We start from the raw sequence: 20,333 nt of genomic DNA on the forward strand, positions 1-20,333 counted from the left end.
CAGCCTTCGCTTTTCGCGTTGCTGAAAGCGAAGGATGGTGGAGGGCTCGCCGCCTTCCAAAAACTTAGTCTCCCCAGCGCCGACACATTAAAAGTCCTTTATTTACAATGCCTTGAGAACCTCTGAGTCACGTTCTCCGCATCCCTACGCGGGAAATCCTTTTCTCCACATTTTCCCCAAACAGAGAACGGACGTGGGTTCGATTCCCGTTTGCACATCAAACGCGGTGATATCGCAACTCAAGTCTCCATTATTTCGTTCTCTTTGTTTATGCATGACCCTCCCCGTGAGCAACCCTTTTTATAACCGTTCTCGTTCTCCCGCAGTTAACTGAGAACCTCTCGATATCAATGGGTTATTAAAAATCCAGTCCTTTAATGTCAGACGGAAGCGTTTTTAACGTGGACTTCCTTGAGGGAAGGATATCCACGAAACGCTCGCGTCGCGTTGAGCAGTGCGAGCAGGGCAGTACCCATATCAGCAAAAACGGCCTCCCACATGGTAGCCAAACCAAAGGACCCGAACAATATGAATATCCCTTTAACGGTCAGTGCCAGCACAATATTCTGCAAAACAATCTTTCGGGTGTTCTTAGCGATGCTGACGGCATCGGCCATTTTTGCCGGAGCGTCGGTCATCAGCACCACATCGGCGGTTTCGATGGCGGCGTCTGAACCGAGGGCACCCATGGCCACCCCCACATCTGCCCGGGCCAAGACCGGCGCATCGTTGATACCATCTCCCACAAAGGCGACCTTTCCGTCCTCTTTGGTTTCCGCGAGGATTTGTTCGAAAATGCGGACCTTGTCTTCCGGCAGCAATTCGGCATGAAATTGATCCAGATTGAGAGCCTTGGCAACGCTTGCAGCTGCGCACGCGTTGTCGCCCGTCAACATCACAAGTTTCGAAACCCCATCTGATCGCAGCCGCTCCATTGCCAGCTTGGCATCCGGTTTGAGTTGGTCACCGATTAAGATGTGACCGGCATATTGATTATCCACCACTACATGGGCAACGGTGCTGTCAAAGTCACATTTTCCATGATCGATCTGTCTTTCATGCAAAAGCGCATCGTTACCGACGGCGATGCTTTTCCCGTCAAAGACAGCCTTGACCCCCTTTCCGGAAATGGCGACGTGATTGCTCACCAGCGATTCATCAATGGCAAGACCTTTACTCGTCATCGCCTCTACGATGGACTTGCCAATGGGATGATCGGAGTGCAGTTCCACGGCTGCGGCCATTTGCAGTACCTGGTCCGACGAAAATCCGTTGTCGGTAACGACACGATCCACCGTAAAAACGCCGCGTGTCAAAGTGCCGGTCTTGTCAAAAACCACTGTTTTGACTTTTGAAAGGGCATCGATGAACATTGATCCCTTGATCAGGATTCCACTGCGCGAGGCCCGGCCGATTCCACCGAAATAACCCAAGGGGATGCTGACTACCAGAGCACAGGGGCACGAGATCACCAGCAACACCAAGGCGCGATAGATCCAGGTCGAGAATTGGGCGTCATTTATGAGCAGAGGCGGAACCAGGGCGATAGCCGCCGCAATGGCCACCACCACCGGCGTATAATAACGGGCAAAGGTGGTGATAAACTTTTCAGTGGCGGCCTTGCGCGCGGCCGCACTTTCAACCAACTCCAATACCCGTGCAATCGAAGACGCTTCAAAAGGCTTTGTGACCCGAACCGTCAGCGCCGATGCCGTGTTGATGCTGCCGGCCAGGACGGTATCGCCCGGGCGCGTTTGAACCGGAACCGGTTCGCCAGTCAAAGGCGAGGTGTCCACCTGCGAGACTCCTTCAATCACCGTACCGTCCAAAGCGACTTTCTCGCCGGGCTTGACCAGGATGATTTCGCCCACCTTGACCTTTTCGGGAGAGGTTTCCTTTAGACCACCCTCAGTCTTAAGCAAGGCCCGGTTCGGCCTGGCAGCCAGCAGCCCGCGAACCGAACGCCGTGATTTGGAAACTGCCATGTCCTGCAGGAGTTCGCCAACCTTGAAAAACAGCATCACACCGACTGCCTCGGACAGGGCGTGTATGGCCATGGCACCGGTCGTGGCGATGACCATAAGCACATTCTCATCAAAAAACTGCCCTCGCCGCAGCGTTCGCAGCGCACCGATTAAAACGCTCCAGCCGGCCAGCAGGTAAGCGGCAATCACGATGGGATATTCCACCCACGCCCACGGCCGCTGGTGCAATTGGTCTTCAAAAAACAGGTGAATTGCGAAGATAATACCAGCGATGACGATGATTCCAACTTGCTTTCGAAAATTGCCCGCCTCCGTTGATTCATGGGCATCCCCTTCCGAGTCCTGCAAGGTGGACTCGATCTTGACGTCGGGTTCAATGCGCGCAACCGCTGCCAGAGCCTTCGAGATATCGGCCGCCCTCAAGTGTAGGGTGAGGTTGGCAAAATCAACAACCGCCGCTTCCACCCCTTCGGTATTCTGCAGTTCCCTCTCTATCTTGGCCGCGCAGGCGGCGCAGTCAAGATTTTGAACGCGAAATCTCTTTTCCTGAACAGTTTCCATATTGCGACTCTCCTCGGCTATCGGTCGTTTGCAGCCGCTCGAGTGAGCTTATATTGTTTGGGGCAATCCCCAGAAAAAAGCCTATCGGCATCCCTTCGGAGAAAACCGCGCTTAATGATTAAGTTGGCCGTTCGAGATATATCATACGCCACCCGCCTTATCTCGAGGGCGTTGCGATGACTGTCCCAAATCGCATATTTTGCACGCGGATCGCCATCCCTGGGCTGTCCGACGGCACCGACATTGACGATATACCGATAATCCGGTTCGAGTTTAATGGTTTCCTGCTGCAATGGATCGAATTGAAGATCCTTTCCATCATAACCAATGAGCATCAGGCGGTGGGTATGTCCGGAAAAGGCGATATCGAAACTGTTGGATGCAAAGGTTTCTTTAATCTCTGGCAAACTCATATGGTTCAAGTAGACAGTCGGCGAATCGGGCGGACAGCCGTGTACCATCAGCGCGCCAATCATTTCCCGATAATACGGAAGGTTTTTAATATAGAGCAAAGATGCAGATGTGAGATATTTCAGGGTCTGCTCCAACGATATAATTGCTTCCGGTGAAAAATCGCTACGATGAACTTTGTCGATCACCGCCAGTTCATGATTGCCAAGAAGATTGGCAATATCCATTTTTTCCAACAGGACCAGGACCTCCTCCGGTTGTGGACCATACCCGACGGCGTCTCCCAAGTTGACAATGCGGTCGACACCTGACCGGTCGATATCATCCAGGCAGCGGACAAGCGCCTCCAGGTTGCCATGAATGTCAGATATCACCGCGATTCTCATTGTTCTTGCCTTCTCGCTCATCCCGCCGAATTGCTGACAACGGCGCTCTTTACAGTCCTGAAACCAATTTCCTCGAATCCTTCCCAGGGGAAACGCACAACGACCGCGGGTAAAGAATTTTTATCCTTCGGAGCCCCCTCAACGCCACCGATAACCGCATAGCGATTTGTTGTCGAGGCGTTCGCCGATGGCTGGACCAGTCCCTCTGTATAAACCCATTCGCCGATCTCATGGTTGAGCCCCTTTATGCCCAACAGGTTCGGAGAAAAAGATGCGGCTGATAACAGAAAATCGGAACGCTTTGGTTCCGCTTGGTCTTTGGCGCTCGGACTCGGATCAGGAGAAACGCTACTCCAGTTTTCCGTTTCGCCCTGCCAGTCTCCCATCATACGCATCATGCCCCCCATCGGCTGGGTATTCACTTCCGCTGAGGGCTCTGCATTCACTTTCGATCCGTCCTCGCCCTTAACCATTGCAAAGAGCATTTCCACCTCCGTCGGCAATCGTCTGCCGAAGTAGTTTGCAAAGGCCGAAGCGCCATAACCGGTAACGCGCAAAGCAGGACTAGAGGCATAGGCCGGATCACTGACATGAAATTCATTGCTTCGGTAGACGATCGGCTCGTATCCCGCGCGCACCTCTCCCATCAAGAACCAGTTTGCACCACTGCCTTTCACCACACCGCTTTCTATGCTGATTTGTGAAAGGTTGTGATTCAAAAAATCGACGAACTGCTGGTTGGTAACGAAAAACTCGTCCACGTAAAACGGTTCGACCTGGATCGATTGATCGCTGCTCCCATCCAATACCGCAGGGATCGAAAATGGTCCCCCTTGGATGAGGTGCTGTTTTCCAAGGTGCTCAGACGCGAAAGAATCCTTTTCGGCGTCCGCCGGTCTTGCGGTGGTCTCGTTACCAGGGACCGTCTGGGTTTGGTGCTGGCTGGGGGATGTCGAAAGACTACCCTTCGGTGGACCCAAACCGGGTTCACCCATAAAATGCCAGGCGGCCATCGATATGACCGACAGCACCGCAACAATGATACCTGTCCATACCCATCTCGGTTTCGAGAACAGGGAGGCCGATTGTTGCCATGGAAATTTCGCACCCGGCTTCTGAGACGCCAACCCATGGATTACGCGTTCAAGCTGTCCGAGCAAGTCCCGCACGGATTCGGTTCGCTCGTCTCTGCTCTCGGCCGTAGCCATTTGAATAATTCGGTCCAACTCTTGAAAAAAGGGGGATTCGGCTTTGGCAAGCTTTGCCCTTTTAAACGGCGTCGTTACGGACGTGATCTTTCCTTCAACCGCTTCAAAAAGCATTTTGCCCAAAGAATAGACATCAGCGCACTGATCAGCCCTTTTGAAATCGAAAAAATGTTCCGGAGACATGTAATGAGGCGAACCTTTTACGTCCATGGACTGGGTGACCGGTTTCAGTCGGCTCGAACGCGCCAGGCCGAAATCGGCGATTTTGGGCGTGTCCTGGTCCATGAAAATATTTTCAGGCTTGAGATCACGGTGCACGATGCCGTTTTCGTGCAATGCCATTACACCCGCCAGCACAGGTAAAAAATACCGCCTCACCCACGTTTTGATAAGATCCTCTTCCGGGTAGAATCCTTCATCGGACATGGTGTCTCTAAGAGACCCGCCGGGGATGTATTCCATGGCGATGTACTCCATGGACTTGTCCTGATCGCCCTTTTTTACGGTGATGGCATCGTGATCGAAAACCTGCAAAATATTCGGGTGCCGAATCTGGGCCATGGCCTGGACTTCCCGCCTGAACCGTTGGACCAAGGTTTCGGCCTCTTCGTCTCCCTCGTCAATGGATTCAAGCCATTCCCGTGAAACGACCTTGATTGCGACATCGCGATTCAGATTGGTTTGATGCGCACGATAGACCTCGCCCATTCCGCCCTTGTCAATAAAGCCGAGGATGACCCATCTATTGTTGAGCACATCGCCGACTTTCAGCGTGGTTTTACATGTCGTTGTCATATCATGTGCTTTCAGTTCCACTATCGTAGTTGTCCCTCGGCACCGATTCGCCCTCTCAGCGACTGAATCGTTCCGGACTGTTTGTCGATCAAGACCTCATCAATGACGGTGCCGTCCTTTTCAACAAGCCGGGCAATGTAATATCGGCCGGTGTTTTTCAGATCTTTCAGGCCGTATTTTTCCCATTGATCGTCGTCAAGATGCCGTTTGATTATGATTCTGGCAGTGGCGGTTCCCATGCCGTCAAAATATTTTGTCAGGGGATCTTTCTCATCTGGTCTCTCCGATTTAATTTCAACGTCTTTTCTCTTTTCTCCAAGTTCCACGGCACACTCTTTATATCTTCTAAATAATATATCTTATAGGTTGCGGAATCAAAGTCATTTTCATGGATTCTTCCTGATAAATTTCTCCAGTGATGCGCAAGGGTAATAAGACTCATAATTGCGGAGGATCGCCTTTTTTAGAACCGGGAAAGAATCTCTCTCATTTTGACAAACTCTTCTTCTGAGATTTCACCCTTTGCGAATCGCGCCTTCAAAATAGCCTCAGAGTCGACACGATCCTGTGCCAGCCCACGCGGGCCAAGGGTCTGGGACCTGAAGATCCGGATAGCAAAAAACACGATCAATAAAATTCCCAGGCCCCATAACAATAGGGAAAATAAACTTCCCGGGAATAAACCGCCCCACCAGCCCCCTGACATAGGTCCATAACCACAGCCCCACATGATCAAGCCTCCCTTCCCTGATATTCAGGATGAGACGGCCGGTTTCGATCCGGCCGTCTCATCTCCTCATCATGGTTGACTACCAGCATCCGTGTCTGCCCATCCGGCCGTGGCCGCAATACCCATTGTTTGACATCGGCAGGTTGTAGGATCGCGCCTGGACCCTCAACTGATCGTGCAGGACCGCAATTTCACGACTCAGCTCTGACGCCCGATTGGAATCGGGATTGGGCGCGGCCATCAGGGCGTTGTACTCGCCCCGTTTGGCGGCAAGATCCTGTCTGAGTTGAGCGGTTTTGTCATAAAACCCCTGGTGTTGATCACCATTGAAGCCGTCCGTCGGTCCACCCGCGGGGCCGCCCCAATACCCATCCCAGTAGCAGGCGAATGCCTGGGTGCTGAACAGTGCGATAAATGCCGTTGCCGCAATGACAAGAATTGTCTTTTTCATGATTTTTACCTCCGTTATGTTGTTTTTCTTTAAATTAAATGTCCATGACGCCTGTCAATGGCGCCGTGGTCGCCGTTATTTTACAGAATTTGCAACTTGCATGCCACGATTCAATCAAAATGCTTTATATGTTTGGATTTACATTAAATAAACATATGAGCGGACGGACATTCAAAGTCCTTTAAGCCTTATCATCAAATGAGGTGGGGTCAAAATACCCAAACTGCTTGGCACAAAAAAATAAACTGTTGCCAAAATACCCATGCGTGAGTATATTGATGAGAAAGACACGGAAATACAAAGGAGACCATGATTCCAAATACACGTCGCCGCAACCGGACAAACCTGCACACATCTCCATGGATTATCATCGGATCGGTGGGAATCCTGCTGATCGTCGTGGTGGTCCTGGCATATCAGAACTACAGTCGCGAAAAAAAATATATGTCCCAAATTTTGAGTGAAAAGGGCGCCGCGATCATCAAGGCGGTGGAAGCCGGCGCCCGTACGGGAATGATGGGGATGATGTGGGGCGGACAGCAGGTCCAGTCATTAATCGAGGAAACCGCCCAACTGTCGGATGTCTTCTATATTACCGTGGTAAATCGCAAAGGGTTGGTTTTGGCCAGCAGCAATCGCGGATTGATCGGCACCCAAATGAACAGCGGTTTTCCCGAAAAAGGACTTGATCAACCAGAGGAAATCAACTGGCGGTATAAGCGCATCGATGATCAGCGGAACACTTTTGAAGTGTACCGACTTTTTATGCCGATCACTGACCAGGAGCGTCAGATGGGTGATCGTATGTGCCAAATGAAGCAAGGGCGCAAGATGATGATGCGGTCCGATAACGACTGGTGTTTTCCTACCTCAAGCGGCGACAGCGATCAGATCATACTGGTTGGCTTGAACCCTCAGCCCTTTGAAGAAGGGCGCAAGGAGGACATCCGCAACACGGCCATCATATCAGGCATTTTGATTTTACTGGGGCTGGCCGGTTTTATTTCGATGTTCTGGATGCAGGGATACCGCTCGGCTAAAAAATCACTTCAGGACACCAGCGCCATTAAGGACCAGGTGGTCACCAGCCTCCCCGTGGGTTTGATCGCCACGGATAAACACGGAAAGATCGCATTTTACAACAGTGCCGCAGAACGGATCACCGGGCTTGACTTGGCCCAGGCGCGGGGGAAGGAACCCGACACTGTCCTACCAAGGCATTTATGTGGGCTGAAGGAATCACTGGATCTTGGAGAGTCGATATTCGAAAAAGAAATGGAATGTGAGTTCACCGAAAACAAGATTGTCCCGGTGAGCATCAGCGCCTCGAAAATTATCAACGAAGAAGGTCAGTTTGTCGGGCAGGTTCTGATCATCCGAGATCTTGGGGAGGTTCGCCGCCTTCAGGATGAAATCCGCCGCAAGGAAAAGCTGGCGGCGATCGGGGAGTTGGCGGCCGGCGTGGCCCATGAAATTAGAAACCCGCTGAGTTCCATCAAAGGCATCGCTTCCTACTACAAGAGCAAGTTCGAGGACGGCAGCGAGGACAAAGAGATGGCCGGGGTCATGATCGAGGAGGTGGATCGCCTCAGCCGAGTCATCAGCGAGCTGCTGGAGTTCGCCAGGCCGACGAAATTAAACAGGAAGCTATCCGATATGAATGAACTGCTGAAACATTCAACCCGGCTGGTCGAGCAGGAAGCAGCGGCGAAAAAAGTCGATATTCAACTCAATCTTACATCCGAATCCATTGAGGCCGATGTCGATCCGGATCGTTTGACCCAGTGCTTTTTGAATCTGTTTCTGAATGCCTTGCAAGCCATGGAAAGTGGCGGCCGGTTGACTGTTTCCAGCTCCACAGGCGCAAACGGGAACGTTGCAATTGACATCAAGGATAACGGCTCGGGGATATCCGCAGAAGATCTCAGCAAGATATTCGACCCCTATTTTACCACCAAACCAAAAGGCACCGGCTTGGGCTTGGCGATTGTGCACAAGATTATCGAAGCCCACCAGGGGCAAATCAAAGTTCGAAGCACCATTGGTCAGGGCACCGTGTTCTCGATTGCCCTGCCGCTTGGGGACAGCGAAATGAGGTTGTCATGACCATACAAAACCCTTCTCACATTCTGATTGTCGACGACGATCTGAACCACTTGAAAACGCTTCAAACCATCGTCAGAAGTTGGGGCTACCAGGTGTCCACGGCCGACGATGGGGTCAAGGCCGTTGACACCGTCAAAGAAAGACCGTTCGCCCTGATCTTGATGGATGTGCGCATGGCTCAGATGAGCGGCATCGAGGCCCTGAAGCAAATTAAACAGTACAATCCGGCCATCCCGATTCTCATCATGACCGCATACTCTTCGGTTGATTCGGCGGTAGAGGCCTTAAAATCCGGGGCTTACGATTATTTGACCAAACCCCTGGACTTTGAAGTGCTCAAAATCAGCCTAGCGCGTGCTTTGGAGCATTCCGGCCTCAAGGCGGAAAATGCAACCTTAAAATCAAAGATGAGCGCAGATTACGAGCTGGAAAATATCATCGGAAGAAGCCGGCCGATGAAGGAACTGGTCGACATGATGTCCATGGTTGCGCCTTCGGAGGCAACCGTGCTGATCACCGGGGAAAGCGGGACCGGCAAAGAGCTGATCGCCAAATCCATCCATCACAACAGCCAGCGCAAGGATCGCGCCCTGGTGGTGGTCAATTGCGCGGCACTTACAGAGACATTACTGGAGTCGGAGCTGTTCGGCCATGAAAAAGGTGCGTTTACCGGTGCCGATAAACGCCGCGAGGGCAGATTCAAGCAGGCTGACAAGGGAACCATTTTTCTGGATGAGATCGGCGAAACCTCCGCCGCGATGCAGGCCAAGCTGCTGCGGGTCATTCAAGAGCGGGAAATCCAGCGGGTCGGCGGGGAAGAAACGTTGAGCGTGGATGTGCGGATTCTTGCCGCGACCAACCGAAACCTGGAGGAGGATGTGAAAAACGGAAAATTCCGTGAAGACCTTTTCTATAGACTGAACGTCGTCACGCTGCGCATCCCGCCGCTGCGCGAGCGTCAAGATGATACTCCTTTACTTGCCCAGCATTTCTTGGAGAAGTACGCGAAAAAAAATCACAAGCAGGTCAAAGGCTTTTCTCCGTTGGCAATGGATATGCTGCTAAAATACGCTTGGCCCGGCAATGTCAGGGAACTTGAAAACGTCATTGAGCGTGCCGTGATTCTCCTGCCGGATGAACACATCACAGAGAAAGAGCTGCCTGTCACCATCACCTCAAGTTATGCCGAAAAAAGCGAATGGGTGGCTCCGCCCCCACCGGTTGCAGCCAATCGCCCCCTGGAAGAAGTTGAAAAGGAGGCCATTTTGGCCACACTTGATGACAGTGGCGGGAATAAAAGCGAAACCGCACGCAGGCTCGGAATCAACCGCAAAACCCTTCACAAGAAACTCAAAGATTATGGAATAGATTGAGATTCCTAATGGAAAGCCAATTCTTAACGGTCCTGGGCTTAGCGACGCTTCCGGCGCTGGGAAATTTTGGTGGTGGCGTGCTCGCCGAGTGGCTGCGGCCGTCGAAAAAAATGCTCAATCACGCCCTGCATGCCGCCACCGGAATTATCCTCGCAGTCGTTGCGGTCGAAGTAATGCCGGCTGCACTTGCCGGCGCGCCGGCCTGGTTGCTCGCCCTGGCTTTCATGGGAGGTGGCGGCACTTACCTGCTCATAGAATCCGGTGTCAAACGATGGCAGGAGGGCAAACAAGCCGGAGCAGGGGCTGGGGCATGGATGGTCTATCTGGCGGTGGCAACCGATCTTGTCGGTGATGGACTGCTCATCGGCACAGGATCAGCAGTATCGAGCCAAATGGCGCTCATTCTGGCCTTGGGCCAGGTATTGGCGGATATTCCCGAAGGTTTCGCTACGATTGCCAACTTTCGGGATAAGGGCGTGGGACGGGTCAAACGGCTGCTCATTTCCGCCTCGTTTCTCTTGCCGGTCATAGGCGCCGCTGCTCTTGCGTACTTCGCGTTTCGAGGGCGGAGTGAAGTGTTGAAGATGGCCGGTCTGGTCTTTGTGGCCGGCTTGTACATGCTTGCCGCCATGGAGGATATGATGCGCGAGGCCCATGAGAGTGCCGAAGATAGCCCTTGGTCCGCTCTCAGTCTTCTTGCGGGCTTCACGATTTTCCTGGTCATCTCGGGATCGCTTTGAATAGATAGAGGTCCCGCTTCCCCATGAGCTGTCCATTTTGACCCCACAATGCAATTCAGGATGGACTAATGTGGGTATTATTGAACCACACTCCTTCCCGCCCACCTTCACACGATCTATCCTGTCGTATGCTTAATATTTTATAAAGATAAGTAATTACAGCTATATATATTCTTTTCAGACCCGCATGGCAGAGTATTGGCATCATGTTTGCTTTACTCCTAAGACAAAGCCATATGGTTTTCGGAAAGCGGCCGCTTTTTTGATCGGGAACAACAGATTGCAACACATTACATAATGGAGGTACAAAATGAAACGAAATACCAAAGGGATTATGACGCTGGCCGTATTGGCCGTGTTTGGATTCTCGACCCTCGCGTTTGCCGGTTGGGGCGATGGATACGGCCACATGATGGGACCGGGTATGATGGGACCGGGCTGGCAGCAGGGAAGTGGCTATTACGGAAATCTTTCCGCAGATGAAATCGCGAAACTGGAACAGCAGCGCGCAGAATTCTTCCGGGCGACGGAAAATACCAGGCAACAGCTGTATGAGAAGAATCTGGCTCTGCAAAGCGAACTGGCTAAAGAAAATCCGGACACCGCCAAGGCATCAAAGCTTCAGGGCGAAATTTCCAAGCTGCAAAGCGATCTTGATCAAAAACGATTGGAGTATGATATCCAGGCCCGCAAATCAGCACCCAACTACAACCGCGGCTATAGAGGAGGATATGGTTCGATGATGGGTTACGGCCCCCGCGGTGGCGGATATTGTGGGTGGTAAGCCAAGACGCAACGAAAAGGGTATGACAGGGCGGTAAACGCCGCCCTGTCATGCACGAAACCAACAGGGAATCCGTAGGTGACTGCATCAAAGGACGACGCGATAGAATCGATAGAAAGGTGAGCTGATGAAAAGGAATTTTTTGAAAACGGCGATAAGGCCAATCATGCTTGTCGCAATTGTGGGTCTTGCACTAACGGTGCTGGCTGGCTGCGGAATCGGCCATGGGCCATACCGGCATGGTTACAATAATTATCATGGTGCTGGAAGCGGCGATGATTACCGCAATAGTGGCTCCCACGGGGCTATGTACGGCCCCGACGGTAGTGGCTACCACCGACACAGACCTGCTGGCTACGGGGACGGCCGAGGCGGATACTGTGGGTGGTGATCGAGTTTATTCGCCTCAATATGAATAATCATCGAGGAGAAAGCTATGATCATTAAATATGTTTATAACAAAGTGTTGATGGGGCTTCTCGCGATATGGAGTCTGAACAATTTTATGTTAAGTCCCGCATTCGCCCAATCCGGCGGGTACCGAAACTGGCACATGGGGCGATGGATGATGGGCGACTGGGGAATGGGGTGGTTCGGTATGATATTCATGTTACTTTTTTGGGTTTTAGTCATCGTCGGAATCGTTTTTCTGATTCGCTGGCTGGTTCAAAACACGGGCAGCAGAGGCTCATCCGGTGTCGGCACAGGTTCTCAGGCAATGGATATTTTAAAGGAACGCTATGCCAAAGGAGAAATCACCCACGATGAATTTGAGTCCATGAAAAAAGAGATCCTTAGATAGCCCTACAGGAGACCGACTATGAGAAACAGAAACACAGACCTGGGATTCGATAGCAGGCATTCCAGAAGGCATTTTTTAAAGCTGGCCGGCTATGGAACCCTTGGATTGATGGCAGCCGGGCTCTGGCCTGGATTCGATGGTTTCGCAGCCGGACAAACTCCTGATACAGAATTCATCCCCGACCTCGACATCACCCTTTCCGCCCGCCCCGGCGAGGTCCCCGTTTTGCCGGGCGATCCCACTTTGATTTGGCGCTACCATGCGACGGTGCACAAAGGCGACCGTACTCGAATTGCTGAAATACCCCGCAGCTATCTTGGCCCGATCATTAAAGTCCATCAGGGTGAAAAGATACGGATTCGCTTCAGAAACGCCATCCCTGAAGAGTCTATTGTGCATTGGCATGGCCTGCATGTGCCCGCGATTATGGACGGACACCCGCGCTATGTCGTTCCGCAGGGGCAATCCTACTTGTATGAGTTCGAAGTCAAGAACAGAGCCGGTACCTATTGGTATCATCCACACCCACACGGCAGAACCGGCCCACAGGTGTATCGTGGTCTGGCAGGCCTATTTCTCGTGTCCGACGAGGAAGAGCAAGCTGTTGGCTTGCCCGATGGCGAATATGATGTTCCACTGGTGATTCAGGACCGAACATTCGATTCAGGCAATCAGCTGGTGTACATGTCGGGCCACAGAATGGAGCGGATGACCGGTTTTTTGGGCGATATGATAATGGTTAACGGGCTGCCGGATTTCACGCTCCCCGTATCGACCGCTGCCTATCGGTTACGCCTGCTGAATGGCTCCAATTCTCGTATTTATAAGTTGGCGTGGGAAGACGGCCGGCCGCTGACCATTATTGGTACGGACGGTGGATTGCTGGAAAGGCCGGTCTTCAGAAGGTATGTGTTTTTAAGCCCGGGAGAACGGTTGGAGATCTGGGCCGATTTCAGCGACAATCCGGTCGGGTATACGACATCCCTTTTGAGCCTTCCCTTCGATGTCGGTGGCATGGGTGGGGGGCGAATGGGCCGCGGCATGATGATGGGCGGACGAACGGGCCAAAATCTAAACCTTCCAAATGGTGTGGCTTTTTCCGTGTTTAAGGTTAAGGTGGCCCAGCCTGTGAAAACAGATTACCGTCTCCCGGACACACTTTCCGAGATCGGGCCTGTCCGACCTGATGACGCAGCGAATTTTTTTCGTCCACGGCAGTTCTATCTCACGATGCGGCATATGCAATGGACGATCAACGGGCGGGTGTTTCAAATGGAGGAGGTGGCAGACGACGAGATTGTCCAACTGGGCTCAACGGAGATTTGGGAATTCAACAACACCGGGGGTGGTATGATGAATATGATGAACATGCCCCATCCCATTCACCTGCATGGCAAGCAGTTCCGCGTTATTGAACGCAGCGGCGTTGCACATGAAGGCTATGTGGATGAAGGATGGAAAGACACGGTTTTGCTGATGCCCGGTGAGCGGATCAAAATATTGGTTGATTTTGACGATTATCCGGGAATGTTTCTGTACCATTGCCACAACCTGGAACATGAGGATATGGGGATGATGCGGAATTATTTTGTGAGGGAGTAGTAACAGTTTGTGTGAGGTCGTTCACGTCCTTCGTTGGTTTCCATCCTGACCGAGAAACCTCAGATCCCACAATAGCTGGTTGAGCTCTTCCTGGGCCTTTCGCAGGATGAGGGCTGCGCATTCCATACAGTAATTGTTCTTCGCCATGTTTTCCTTGATCACCAAGCACTTGTCGCCTTTGCATATCACGTGTCCCTTGTTACGGGAGCACTGCCGCCGTCGCTGGGCGGTTTCGAAGCAAGCGGATACGAGAAGGCGTTTCAGCTTGGGCATAAGTCATCTCCTTGAAAGGCGCTCCTGGATGTCGGCTTGGACCTCATCGCCGATCTGGTCAATCTGCTCCAGAACCTCCTCAAGTCTCTCCAAAGGGATTTCGCCGCGGGTTCCAACATCGGCCTCCAGTCGCTCATTGACGGCGCGATTCACAATCTGCACAACGGCGGCGTAGTTGTTGACACTTCGTAGTTCGGGATAGGTCAAAGCGATGTTACGGCCATTGATGGATGCACCGATTGCGCTCACGATTCGGCTCGCCAGGGCCCGGGAGCGTTCGTTGAGCCTTCGACGGGCTTCCTGGCGGCGACGCTGGGGAGTCACCGGAATCTCGCGAGGCTCCATGCTTTCCCTGGTTCTGGCCTGGATGAGGCGCTGACGGAGGTTGTCTCGGGACAATCCGAGAGCTTCCGGATCAAGACCCCGTCTCCGGAATTCCTCTACCAGGTCGTCAATGACAGCATCATCCATGGGGTCCAGGTAAGCCTGTTCGATGAAATGACTGATGATTTCATCCTGGACCACCATATCCGGAGTGAGACGTCGTCTCCGGCCAGGTTCATCCGCAGGTGGGCGCTCATCGCCGGATTCAAGCCAGCCTTGGATTAGTTCTTGGTCTTCTCGGTCGATACGCCTGAAGTCGTCCCAATGTCGGTCGATGTTCAATCCCACGTGTGAGACCGCTATTCCCCGGTTGTCGGGGTGCTGTGGGTTGTTTTGGTGGATTACCCGCATGACCCGACCGATGAACTGGACATAGGGCGATAGAGACCGGAATGGTTGAAAGATCGCCGCTACACTCAGATTGGGATGGTCGAATCCCTCCCCAAGCATCCGGACCTGGACGATGCAATCGATCCGGCTTCGCCGCAAATCTTGGAGCACCTCCTCGATCTGGTCCGCCGGCATGTTGCTGTGGATTTCACGCGCGTTCAAGCCGCGCTCTGCATAGAGCGAGCGGACTTGGCGGGAATGGTCCACCGAGCAGGCTACCGCAATCAATTGATGGAAGGTTCCAGACTCCCGAAGGTGCTGAAGCCATTGAATGCTGGCGTCCACGATGGACCGGTTGCATTCCGGGGCCAGGGCCACACCCCGGCTGAACCATTCCTCGTCCCGCAGCTGAAGGACCTCATCAAGCGTGTGATGCCTGGAATCCCCCCGATAGGTGAAGGATATTTCCTGCGGAGCAACGTTCACCGCAGTGATCTGCTTGATATACCCACGCACCATGGCTGTGCGGAAGGGGTAAGCGTAGACCACCTCACCTGCAATCTCGCGACCGTCGCCCCTAAAGGGCGTGGCGGTTAGACTCACGACCTTGGCGTTGGGGAACCGCTCAAACACGCGCTCCCAGCTTCTGGCCACATTGTGGTGACCCTCGTCAACCATGATAAGGTCAAAAAAATCATCCGGGAAAGCAGGCAGCCATCGATCAGCCCGACTCGCCAGTTGCTGGATGTTGGTTACAACGATATGGGAATTCTCACAGTCATGAATATTTGCATCCTGACCGTCCAGGACGGCGGTATATGGACCATGATTTACGTCAGTGAGGACACGTGTGTAGGTCCAGAAGCAGTCCCGCCCGGCAATGTCGAAGGCCGTGGAGATGCCCCGGCGTATCTCAAGGTTCGGAGCGATCACCAAGACACGACCCTGGGCGATACCGAAGGGAAGCAGCGCCATGAGCCCCGTTTTTCCGCAACCCACTGGAATCTGGAGAATGGCGTGCTCTGAGCTGTTCCTAAAGTGCTGGCGCGTACGGAACCACCCCTCAACCTGGGGATCACGCAGGTCGGCATTACCCTGGATATACGCCTGGGTGTCATTAAAGAAACGTGCTATTTCCTCATTCGTCATAAGCTACTCCCCGAGTCCCCGAGCTTTCTTCTTTTGGGTTCTTTGCGATGATCTTCACGCAACATCACAAGGTCGTCATCCAGACCGTGCCGCAGGATATTCAGACGAGGCGAGAGCGATGCCACATGTTCGGCTGAGATATGGGCTAATCGGAAGGGAAAGATGCTCGGGCTGTCGAGCAGGTCCTTTATGGCTGCCGACCCGTTCATCCTTGCACGGAGTGATGCCTCCACCATCCAGGCAATGAGCCTGGGGTCTTCAACCGGATACTGATTCCCTTGACCATAGACGCCTTTGTCGCCCGTCTCTTTCAAAACGCCCCAATCGATGAATGATCGAAGCACGCGCCGGGTGGACCGTGATGCGGTTTCTCTTTCTCCGTAATCCTCTTTCACCCGCCGTTGAACATGTGCTGCAGCGGCTGTTCCCTGAAGCCGCAAGAGCCTGCCGGTGTGAGCGGCAACTGCACCCCAAAAGGGATAAGCAGCCAGTGTCATGCCCCAGTGAACAGCGATTCGGTCTTTGCGTGGAAGTTCTTGGAGTATCTCCAGACCCTCGTCCCGCAACTTTTCCAATTCACGGGGCACGGTAAGCCAGGTCTTCAAGAGAATGGTGATAACCTTTTCCCGATTGCCCCTGACGGACTTTCCACCGACCGACACCTTGTCCTGCAGCAGATCTTGGAGCGAGTCATTGATTGTGGCCTTGTCGTTCCCGGCCAGTGTCAGATTGGCCGTCTGCTCGAACCATTCGAGCCTGATGCGCTGGCTGAAGCCGATCTGTGCCTTCCGTCCGTTCATGTGTCCCTCCTCTCGATTTGAACAAGAGGGACGATGAGCTCTTCAAGAGAAGCGCCGCCATGCCCGACAAGGCTTTCGGCCTTCCGGACAAACGCCGATCGAGCCGGAGCAAGCAGGGGTAGATATTCCTCCGGCAGCCCGATAGGCGGCCACTCCAGAGCGTTTGGGAATCGTTCCTTAACCTGACCTCGTAGTAAGGAATCGGGATAAATCCGAGCGCGTTCTCCGCGCAGATCCGCCACGGCTCCTTCAACGGGCCGCCCGCAACCAGACGCCTCGATATTGCCGTGATCCGACGACAGGTAGACACGGAATCCATTCTCCAGAAGCAAGTCGAACAGTTGCGCCAAGAACGGTCCTGCGGCCCACTGGCGAACCTGGTTGTGCATCCCTGCAGCGCCAAGCTCCATGCCGTGCATGATCTTGTCCACTTTGTCGACAACCAGACCGACCACCCGCATCTTGGGCCGAGCAACAATCTCCTCCACATTTTCCAAGGTGCCGTTCCCCAGCCCCTTGGCATATGCGACTTCCTGCTTTGTCAGCCCCTGGTCCACCCAAAATTGCGTCCATAGGGCCGGTTCTTTGTCGGTGGTGTGGATGCTGTTCGGAAAATAGATCGGTGGCTTTCCTGCAAAGGCCGCCTGGCGCGAAACAGAAGTGATGGTCGGTATCCAGGCGAACACCGCGTTCTCACGAAAGCGGTAATTGGCTCGCTGCCTGGCGATTTCCTTTCGGATGACGATCCACTGATCCATCGCAAGACCATCGACCAGGACGAACGCAGCCTTGTGTTGCTTGGCGTCGTTGATGTGTCGGGAGAGGAAACGGGGAATATGGTGGAGCATGACCGGTGGAGCCGGGGGCAGGTTGACCAATCCTGCGTAGCGTTTTGTCAGCCACGGTACGAGTACGGCATCTATCTGAGCTTGAAGCGCCTCCATCTTCTGACGCGCCGGCTCCGGCAGCACCGCATTCGAATCCAGCGCCAGAGCCACCAGCTCCGCCCAGGTTTTGGCAAAGTGGAACCAGTCGTCGTGTCGTGTGTCCTCATTAGGAATATCGGCCGACAAGTTATCGAGTAGTCCCTCCACGCGCCTCGCCCGGTCCGCCTGCTGATCAGTTCGGATGCCAATGGCGAGCCAGGTCTTGGAGAGTGACTCAGCCCAATCATGGGGAACCGCTTCAAGCAATCCTTCGACAAACAGGTTGTCAATGTAGACACGGATGTCGTCATGGTCGAAGGGCAAATCCGAAGGGCCGGGATATTCAAAGCCGTAGGGCTTCTCATCCTCGCGAACTCCGGTGGCATCCTGGATCGCCGACTGATTTAGAAAAACGGGCCAGCGTTCCTGGAGGAAAGCGAAAAAGGCTTCCCGATCTGGGATAATTGTTTCGAGGGGCCACTCTTCAAAATCGCCCTGTTGGCGTAGCACCTGAACAAAGCGCTCATCAAGCAAAGCTGGGATGCGCTGCTCCCGATAGTGGCGGCGCAGCAGCGCCCGCAGTAAATCGGACGGTTTGCGGATGAGTTCCGGGGCAATCTCAAAAACATGTCGCAGGACGAATTCCTTTGTAGCGTTGTCGCCCAGCACTCCAGGGGCGTGCCGCTTCTGGGCTTCGTAGAGCGCATCCAGATCGCCACGATCCAAGGCGGTCACAATGGGATAACTCAGGTTTGGGAATAGCTCCCCTGGTCGAGTGGCAACAGCATCTTGACGGGTGGCCGGGATTTTCGGTTTTCCGGAAACGCCACCTTCAACTGACCAAAAGTCAGGCCACGGCCGTGGAGTGCCGAACCGATTGCGGTCTGGGATGCCCGCGCAATGTTGTAACGCACGCTCCCAATGACATCGTGGCGGTCTGCCCGGAGCAGGAAGAGAAACCGTATCCGCTCAAGCAGCAGGACACTCTCATCTATTCGGTGAAGCGAGCATCCCTGCACAAGGATATCTGTTCGGCGTTGGGAATCACGCACCGGGAAAGCAAGGTTGACGGTTGCCGGCGCACATGGCGGTTGGGTGATTTTGTGCCCACGGCTGGATTGGTTTTTCCAGTATTCTTGACTCAACAGGAAAACCAGGACGAACTGCTTGAGATCGTGAAAAATCTTTGCCTGCTACATGCCGATCCCTTTGTGCTCCTGACCCCGACCCGGCGACGGTTATCCCCTCCAGTCGAACAGATGCTGGCCCAACGCAAGGCCGTCTTCCTGGCACTTGAAGAAGAGATGCCGTTCGACGAGCAGAGCGACCTTCAAGTACGGCGAACTCCCGACGAGCTGTTTGCCGCGTTTCACGAGGATGTTCCGGAGCCTGGTTCCGGTGGCATGGTGCATTTTCCGACGCCTGACGGGATAAGATGGTCTGACATCAAAATCCAGTTCAGGAATGGACACACGGTTACGATTTGGGCCGGTGGCCAAAGCGGGAGGTACACCTACTACCAAATGGGCATGTACAGCAAGAAGAATGGTGACCGCACCGTACAGTGGAAACTCCTGGAAGCGTTTGCTGCCTCCAGGGGCGAAATCGATTGGAGCAACCAGGCTGCAAATAATAAATTGAAGAAGCAGAAGCAGGAACTGTCCAAGTGCTTACGGGAATTTTTCCGGCTCCAAGAGGACCCCATCGAGTGGGTCAAGGGCGAAAAGTGTTATCGCTGCCGCTTTCGAATCCTGCCCGAAGGTGATGAAAATTATTGAGCATTCCCTGCCGGGAAATCCACATTAATCCCATTTCTCAAATCCTGCGAGGGACTTTTGGTTCGAAAATTCGGGTGTTTTTCCGCACCACAGGCCGTGTTTCCATAACTCCCAAAACAGGTCGGTCGGCTCAAATCCTTGAAATAAAAAGGATTGCCCAACCGGACGAGCTTCTGACCTCGTCCTGAGAAAACAGAGAATTCGGGGGCAAACAGAGAATGAAAGGCTGGAGAATGGTGGAAATGAGGCGGGTGGAGAGGGGTCTGACGTCGATGTGAAAACCGCCCAAACCCTTTGAAAACAAGGGGAAATAGAAAACCCGTCGCCCCCGAGAGTGGTCCCGGAGAGACGGGTTGTCTTTTTTCAAATGGTGGAGGCGGCGGGAGTTGAACCCGCGTCCGGAAACATTCAACACAGGCGTCTACATGCTTATCCTGAACTTTGAATTTCTCCATGTAACCACTGTTCAGGCAAAAGAGTTACATGGATAGTCTGTAAATTTCGCGTTCCTTCTACAGGCATCAAAGGTTCGCTATCCCGCTAAAATGACGTTCTGTCGGAATCCGCGAGAAAGAAACCGAAGAACGAGTAGCCCTTAAGCGGCTACTGCGTAGTTATAATCGTCTGCGATTATGTTTAGGCCCGCCGTTTTACGAGATGGCGGAACTCGACATGCAACCTGAGCATCTTTATCCCCGTCGAAGCCGTTTCGCCCCCAAAGAACAGTTTATAGGGCTATAATAAGCGCTTATTGCCGGT

At 53.2% G+C, this 20,333-nt stretch carries 16 protein-coding genes and 1 other RNA gene; 7 read left to right on the forward strand and 10 right to left on the reverse strand.

Features of this window, described 5'->3' with window-relative positions:
* Window positions 1-380: 380 nt before the first annotated feature.
* The 6 genes from DOLE_RS02115 to DOLE_RS02140 form a co-directional block, all read right to left on the reverse strand.
* On the reverse strand, window positions 381-2,546 hold the full coding sequence (locus tag DOLE_RS02115) for a heavy metal translocating P-type ATPase (protein ID WP_012173850.1): 2,166 nt from the start codon (window positions 2,544-2,546) through the stop codon (window positions 381-383).
* A 17-nt stretch (window positions 2,547-2,563) separates the two neighbouring features.
* A complete protein-coding gene (locus tag DOLE_RS02120; protein WP_052294231.1) occupies window positions 2,564-3,343 on the reverse strand; it encodes a metallophosphoesterase family protein in 780 nt (259 codons plus the stop codon).
* Between the two features lie 17 nt (window positions 3,344-3,360).
* Window positions 3,361-5,367 carry a bifunctional serine/threonine-protein kinase/formylglycine-generating enzyme family protein gene (locus tag DOLE_RS02125; protein WP_012173852.1) on the reverse strand — a complete coding sequence of 669 codons (2,007 nt, stop codon included), beginning with the start codon at window positions 5,365-5,367 and terminating at the stop codon, window positions 3,361-3,363.
* Window positions 5,367-5,672 (reverse strand): hypothetical protein, encoded by a 306-nt coding sequence (locus DOLE_RS02130; protein ID WP_012173853.1) that lies wholly within the window; start codon window positions 5,670-5,672, stop codon window positions 5,367-5,369. The genes DOLE_RS02125 and DOLE_RS02130 overlap by 1 nt, the downstream gene beginning before the upstream one ends.
* Before the next feature lie 137 nt (window positions 5,673-5,809).
* Window positions 5,810-6,076 (reverse strand): SHOCT domain-containing protein, encoded by a 267-nt coding sequence (locus DOLE_RS18735; RefSeq protein ID WP_041280302.1) that lies wholly within the window; start codon window positions 6,074-6,076, stop codon window positions 5,810-5,812.
* A gap of 79 nt (window positions 6,077-6,155) precedes the next feature.
* A complete protein-coding gene (locus DOLE_RS02140) occupies window positions 6,156-6,527 on the reverse strand; it encodes a periplasmic heavy metal sensor (RefSeq protein ID WP_012173854.1) in 372 nt (123 codons plus the stop codon).
* A 309-nt stretch (window positions 6,528-6,836) separates the two neighbouring features.
* On the opposite strand from DOLE_RS02140, the gene DOLE_RS02145 reads away from it, so the two are divergent.
* The 6 genes from DOLE_RS02145 to DOLE_RS02175 all read left to right on the forward strand — a co-directional run bounded on the left by DOLE_RS02145 (window position 6,837) and on the right by DOLE_RS02175 (window position 13,934).
* Complete coding sequence (locus DOLE_RS02145) at window positions 6,837-8,633, forward strand: ATP-binding protein (RefSeq protein ID WP_012173855.1); 1,797 nt, start codon at window positions 6,837-6,839, stop codon at window positions 8,631-8,633.
* Window positions 8,630-10,006, forward strand: a complete 1,377-nt coding sequence (locus DOLE_RS02150; RefSeq protein ID WP_012173856.1) for a sigma-54-dependent transcriptional regulator — start codon at window positions 8,630-8,632, stop codon at window positions 10,004-10,006. Before DOLE_RS02145 ends, DOLE_RS02150 begins: the two co-directional genes overlap by 4 nt.
* 8 nt (window positions 10,007-10,014) lie before the next feature.
* Entirely contained in the window at window positions 10,015-10,746 is a 732-nt protein-coding gene (locus tag DOLE_RS02155; RefSeq protein WP_041280303.1) for a ZIP family metal transporter, read from the forward strand.
* 310 nt (window positions 10,747-11,056) lie between these two features.
* Window positions 11,057-11,530: a periplasmic heavy metal sensor gene (locus tag DOLE_RS02160; RefSeq protein ID WP_012173858.1), complete on the forward strand. Its 474-nt coding sequence runs from the start codon at window positions 11,057-11,059 to the stop codon at window positions 11,528-11,530.
* Between the two features lie 436 nt (window positions 11,531-11,966).
* Window positions 11,967-12,332, forward strand: coding sequence for an SHOCT domain-containing protein (locus DOLE_RS18475; RefSeq protein ID WP_012173859.1), 366 nt, complete (start codon window positions 11,967-11,969; stop codon window positions 12,330-12,332).
* Between the two features lie 18 nt (window positions 12,333-12,350).
* Complete coding sequence (locus DOLE_RS02175; protein ID WP_012173860.1) at window positions 12,351-13,934, forward strand: multicopper oxidase family protein; 1,584 nt, start codon at window positions 12,351-12,353, stop codon at window positions 13,932-13,934.
* A 276-nt stretch (window positions 13,935-14,210) separates the two neighbouring features.
* On the opposite strand, the gene DOLE_RS02185 is transcribed toward DOLE_RS02175, so the two are convergent.
* Genes DOLE_RS02185 through pglZ form a run of 3 tightly spaced genes read right to left on the reverse strand, consistent with a single transcriptional unit; the run spans window position 14,211 to window position 18,531 of the window.
* Window positions 14,211-16,070, reverse strand: a complete 1,860-nt coding sequence (locus tag DOLE_RS02185) for a DEAD/DEAH box helicase (RefSeq protein WP_012173861.1) — start codon at window positions 16,068-16,070, stop codon at window positions 14,211-14,213.
* Entirely contained in the window at window positions 16,067-16,870 is an 804-nt protein-coding gene (locus DOLE_RS02190) for a hypothetical protein (RefSeq protein ID WP_012173862.1), read from the reverse strand. Before DOLE_RS02190 ends, DOLE_RS02185 begins: the two co-directional genes overlap by 4 nt.
* Entirely contained in the window at window positions 16,867-18,531 is a 1,665-nt protein-coding gene (pglZ, locus tag DOLE_RS02195; RefSeq protein WP_012173863.1) for a BREX-3 system phosphatase PglZ, read from the reverse strand. Before pglZ ends, DOLE_RS02190 begins: the two co-directional genes overlap by 4 nt.
* A 17-nt stretch (window positions 18,532-18,548) precedes the next feature.
* On the opposite strand from pglZ, the gene DOLE_RS18535 reads away from it, so the two are divergent.
* Window positions 18,549-19,574 (forward strand): hypothetical protein, encoded by a 1,026-nt coding sequence (locus DOLE_RS18535; RefSeq protein WP_012173864.1) that lies wholly within the window; start codon window positions 18,549-18,551, stop codon window positions 19,572-19,574.
* 368 nt (window positions 19,575-19,942) lie between these two features.
* Here the strand turns inward: DOLE_RS18535 and ssrA are convergent.
* Window positions 19,943-20,291, reverse strand: a transfer-messenger RNA (tmRNA) gene (gene ssrA / locus DOLE_RS17810).
* Window positions 20,292-20,333: the final 42 nt, after the last annotated feature.

The sequence above is a fragment of the Desulfosudis oleivorans Hxd3 genome (assembly GCF_000018405.1).
Taxonomy (GTDB): Bacteria; Desulfobacterota; Desulfobacteria; order Desulfobacterales; family Desulfosudaceae; genus Desulfosudis; species Desulfosudis oleivorans.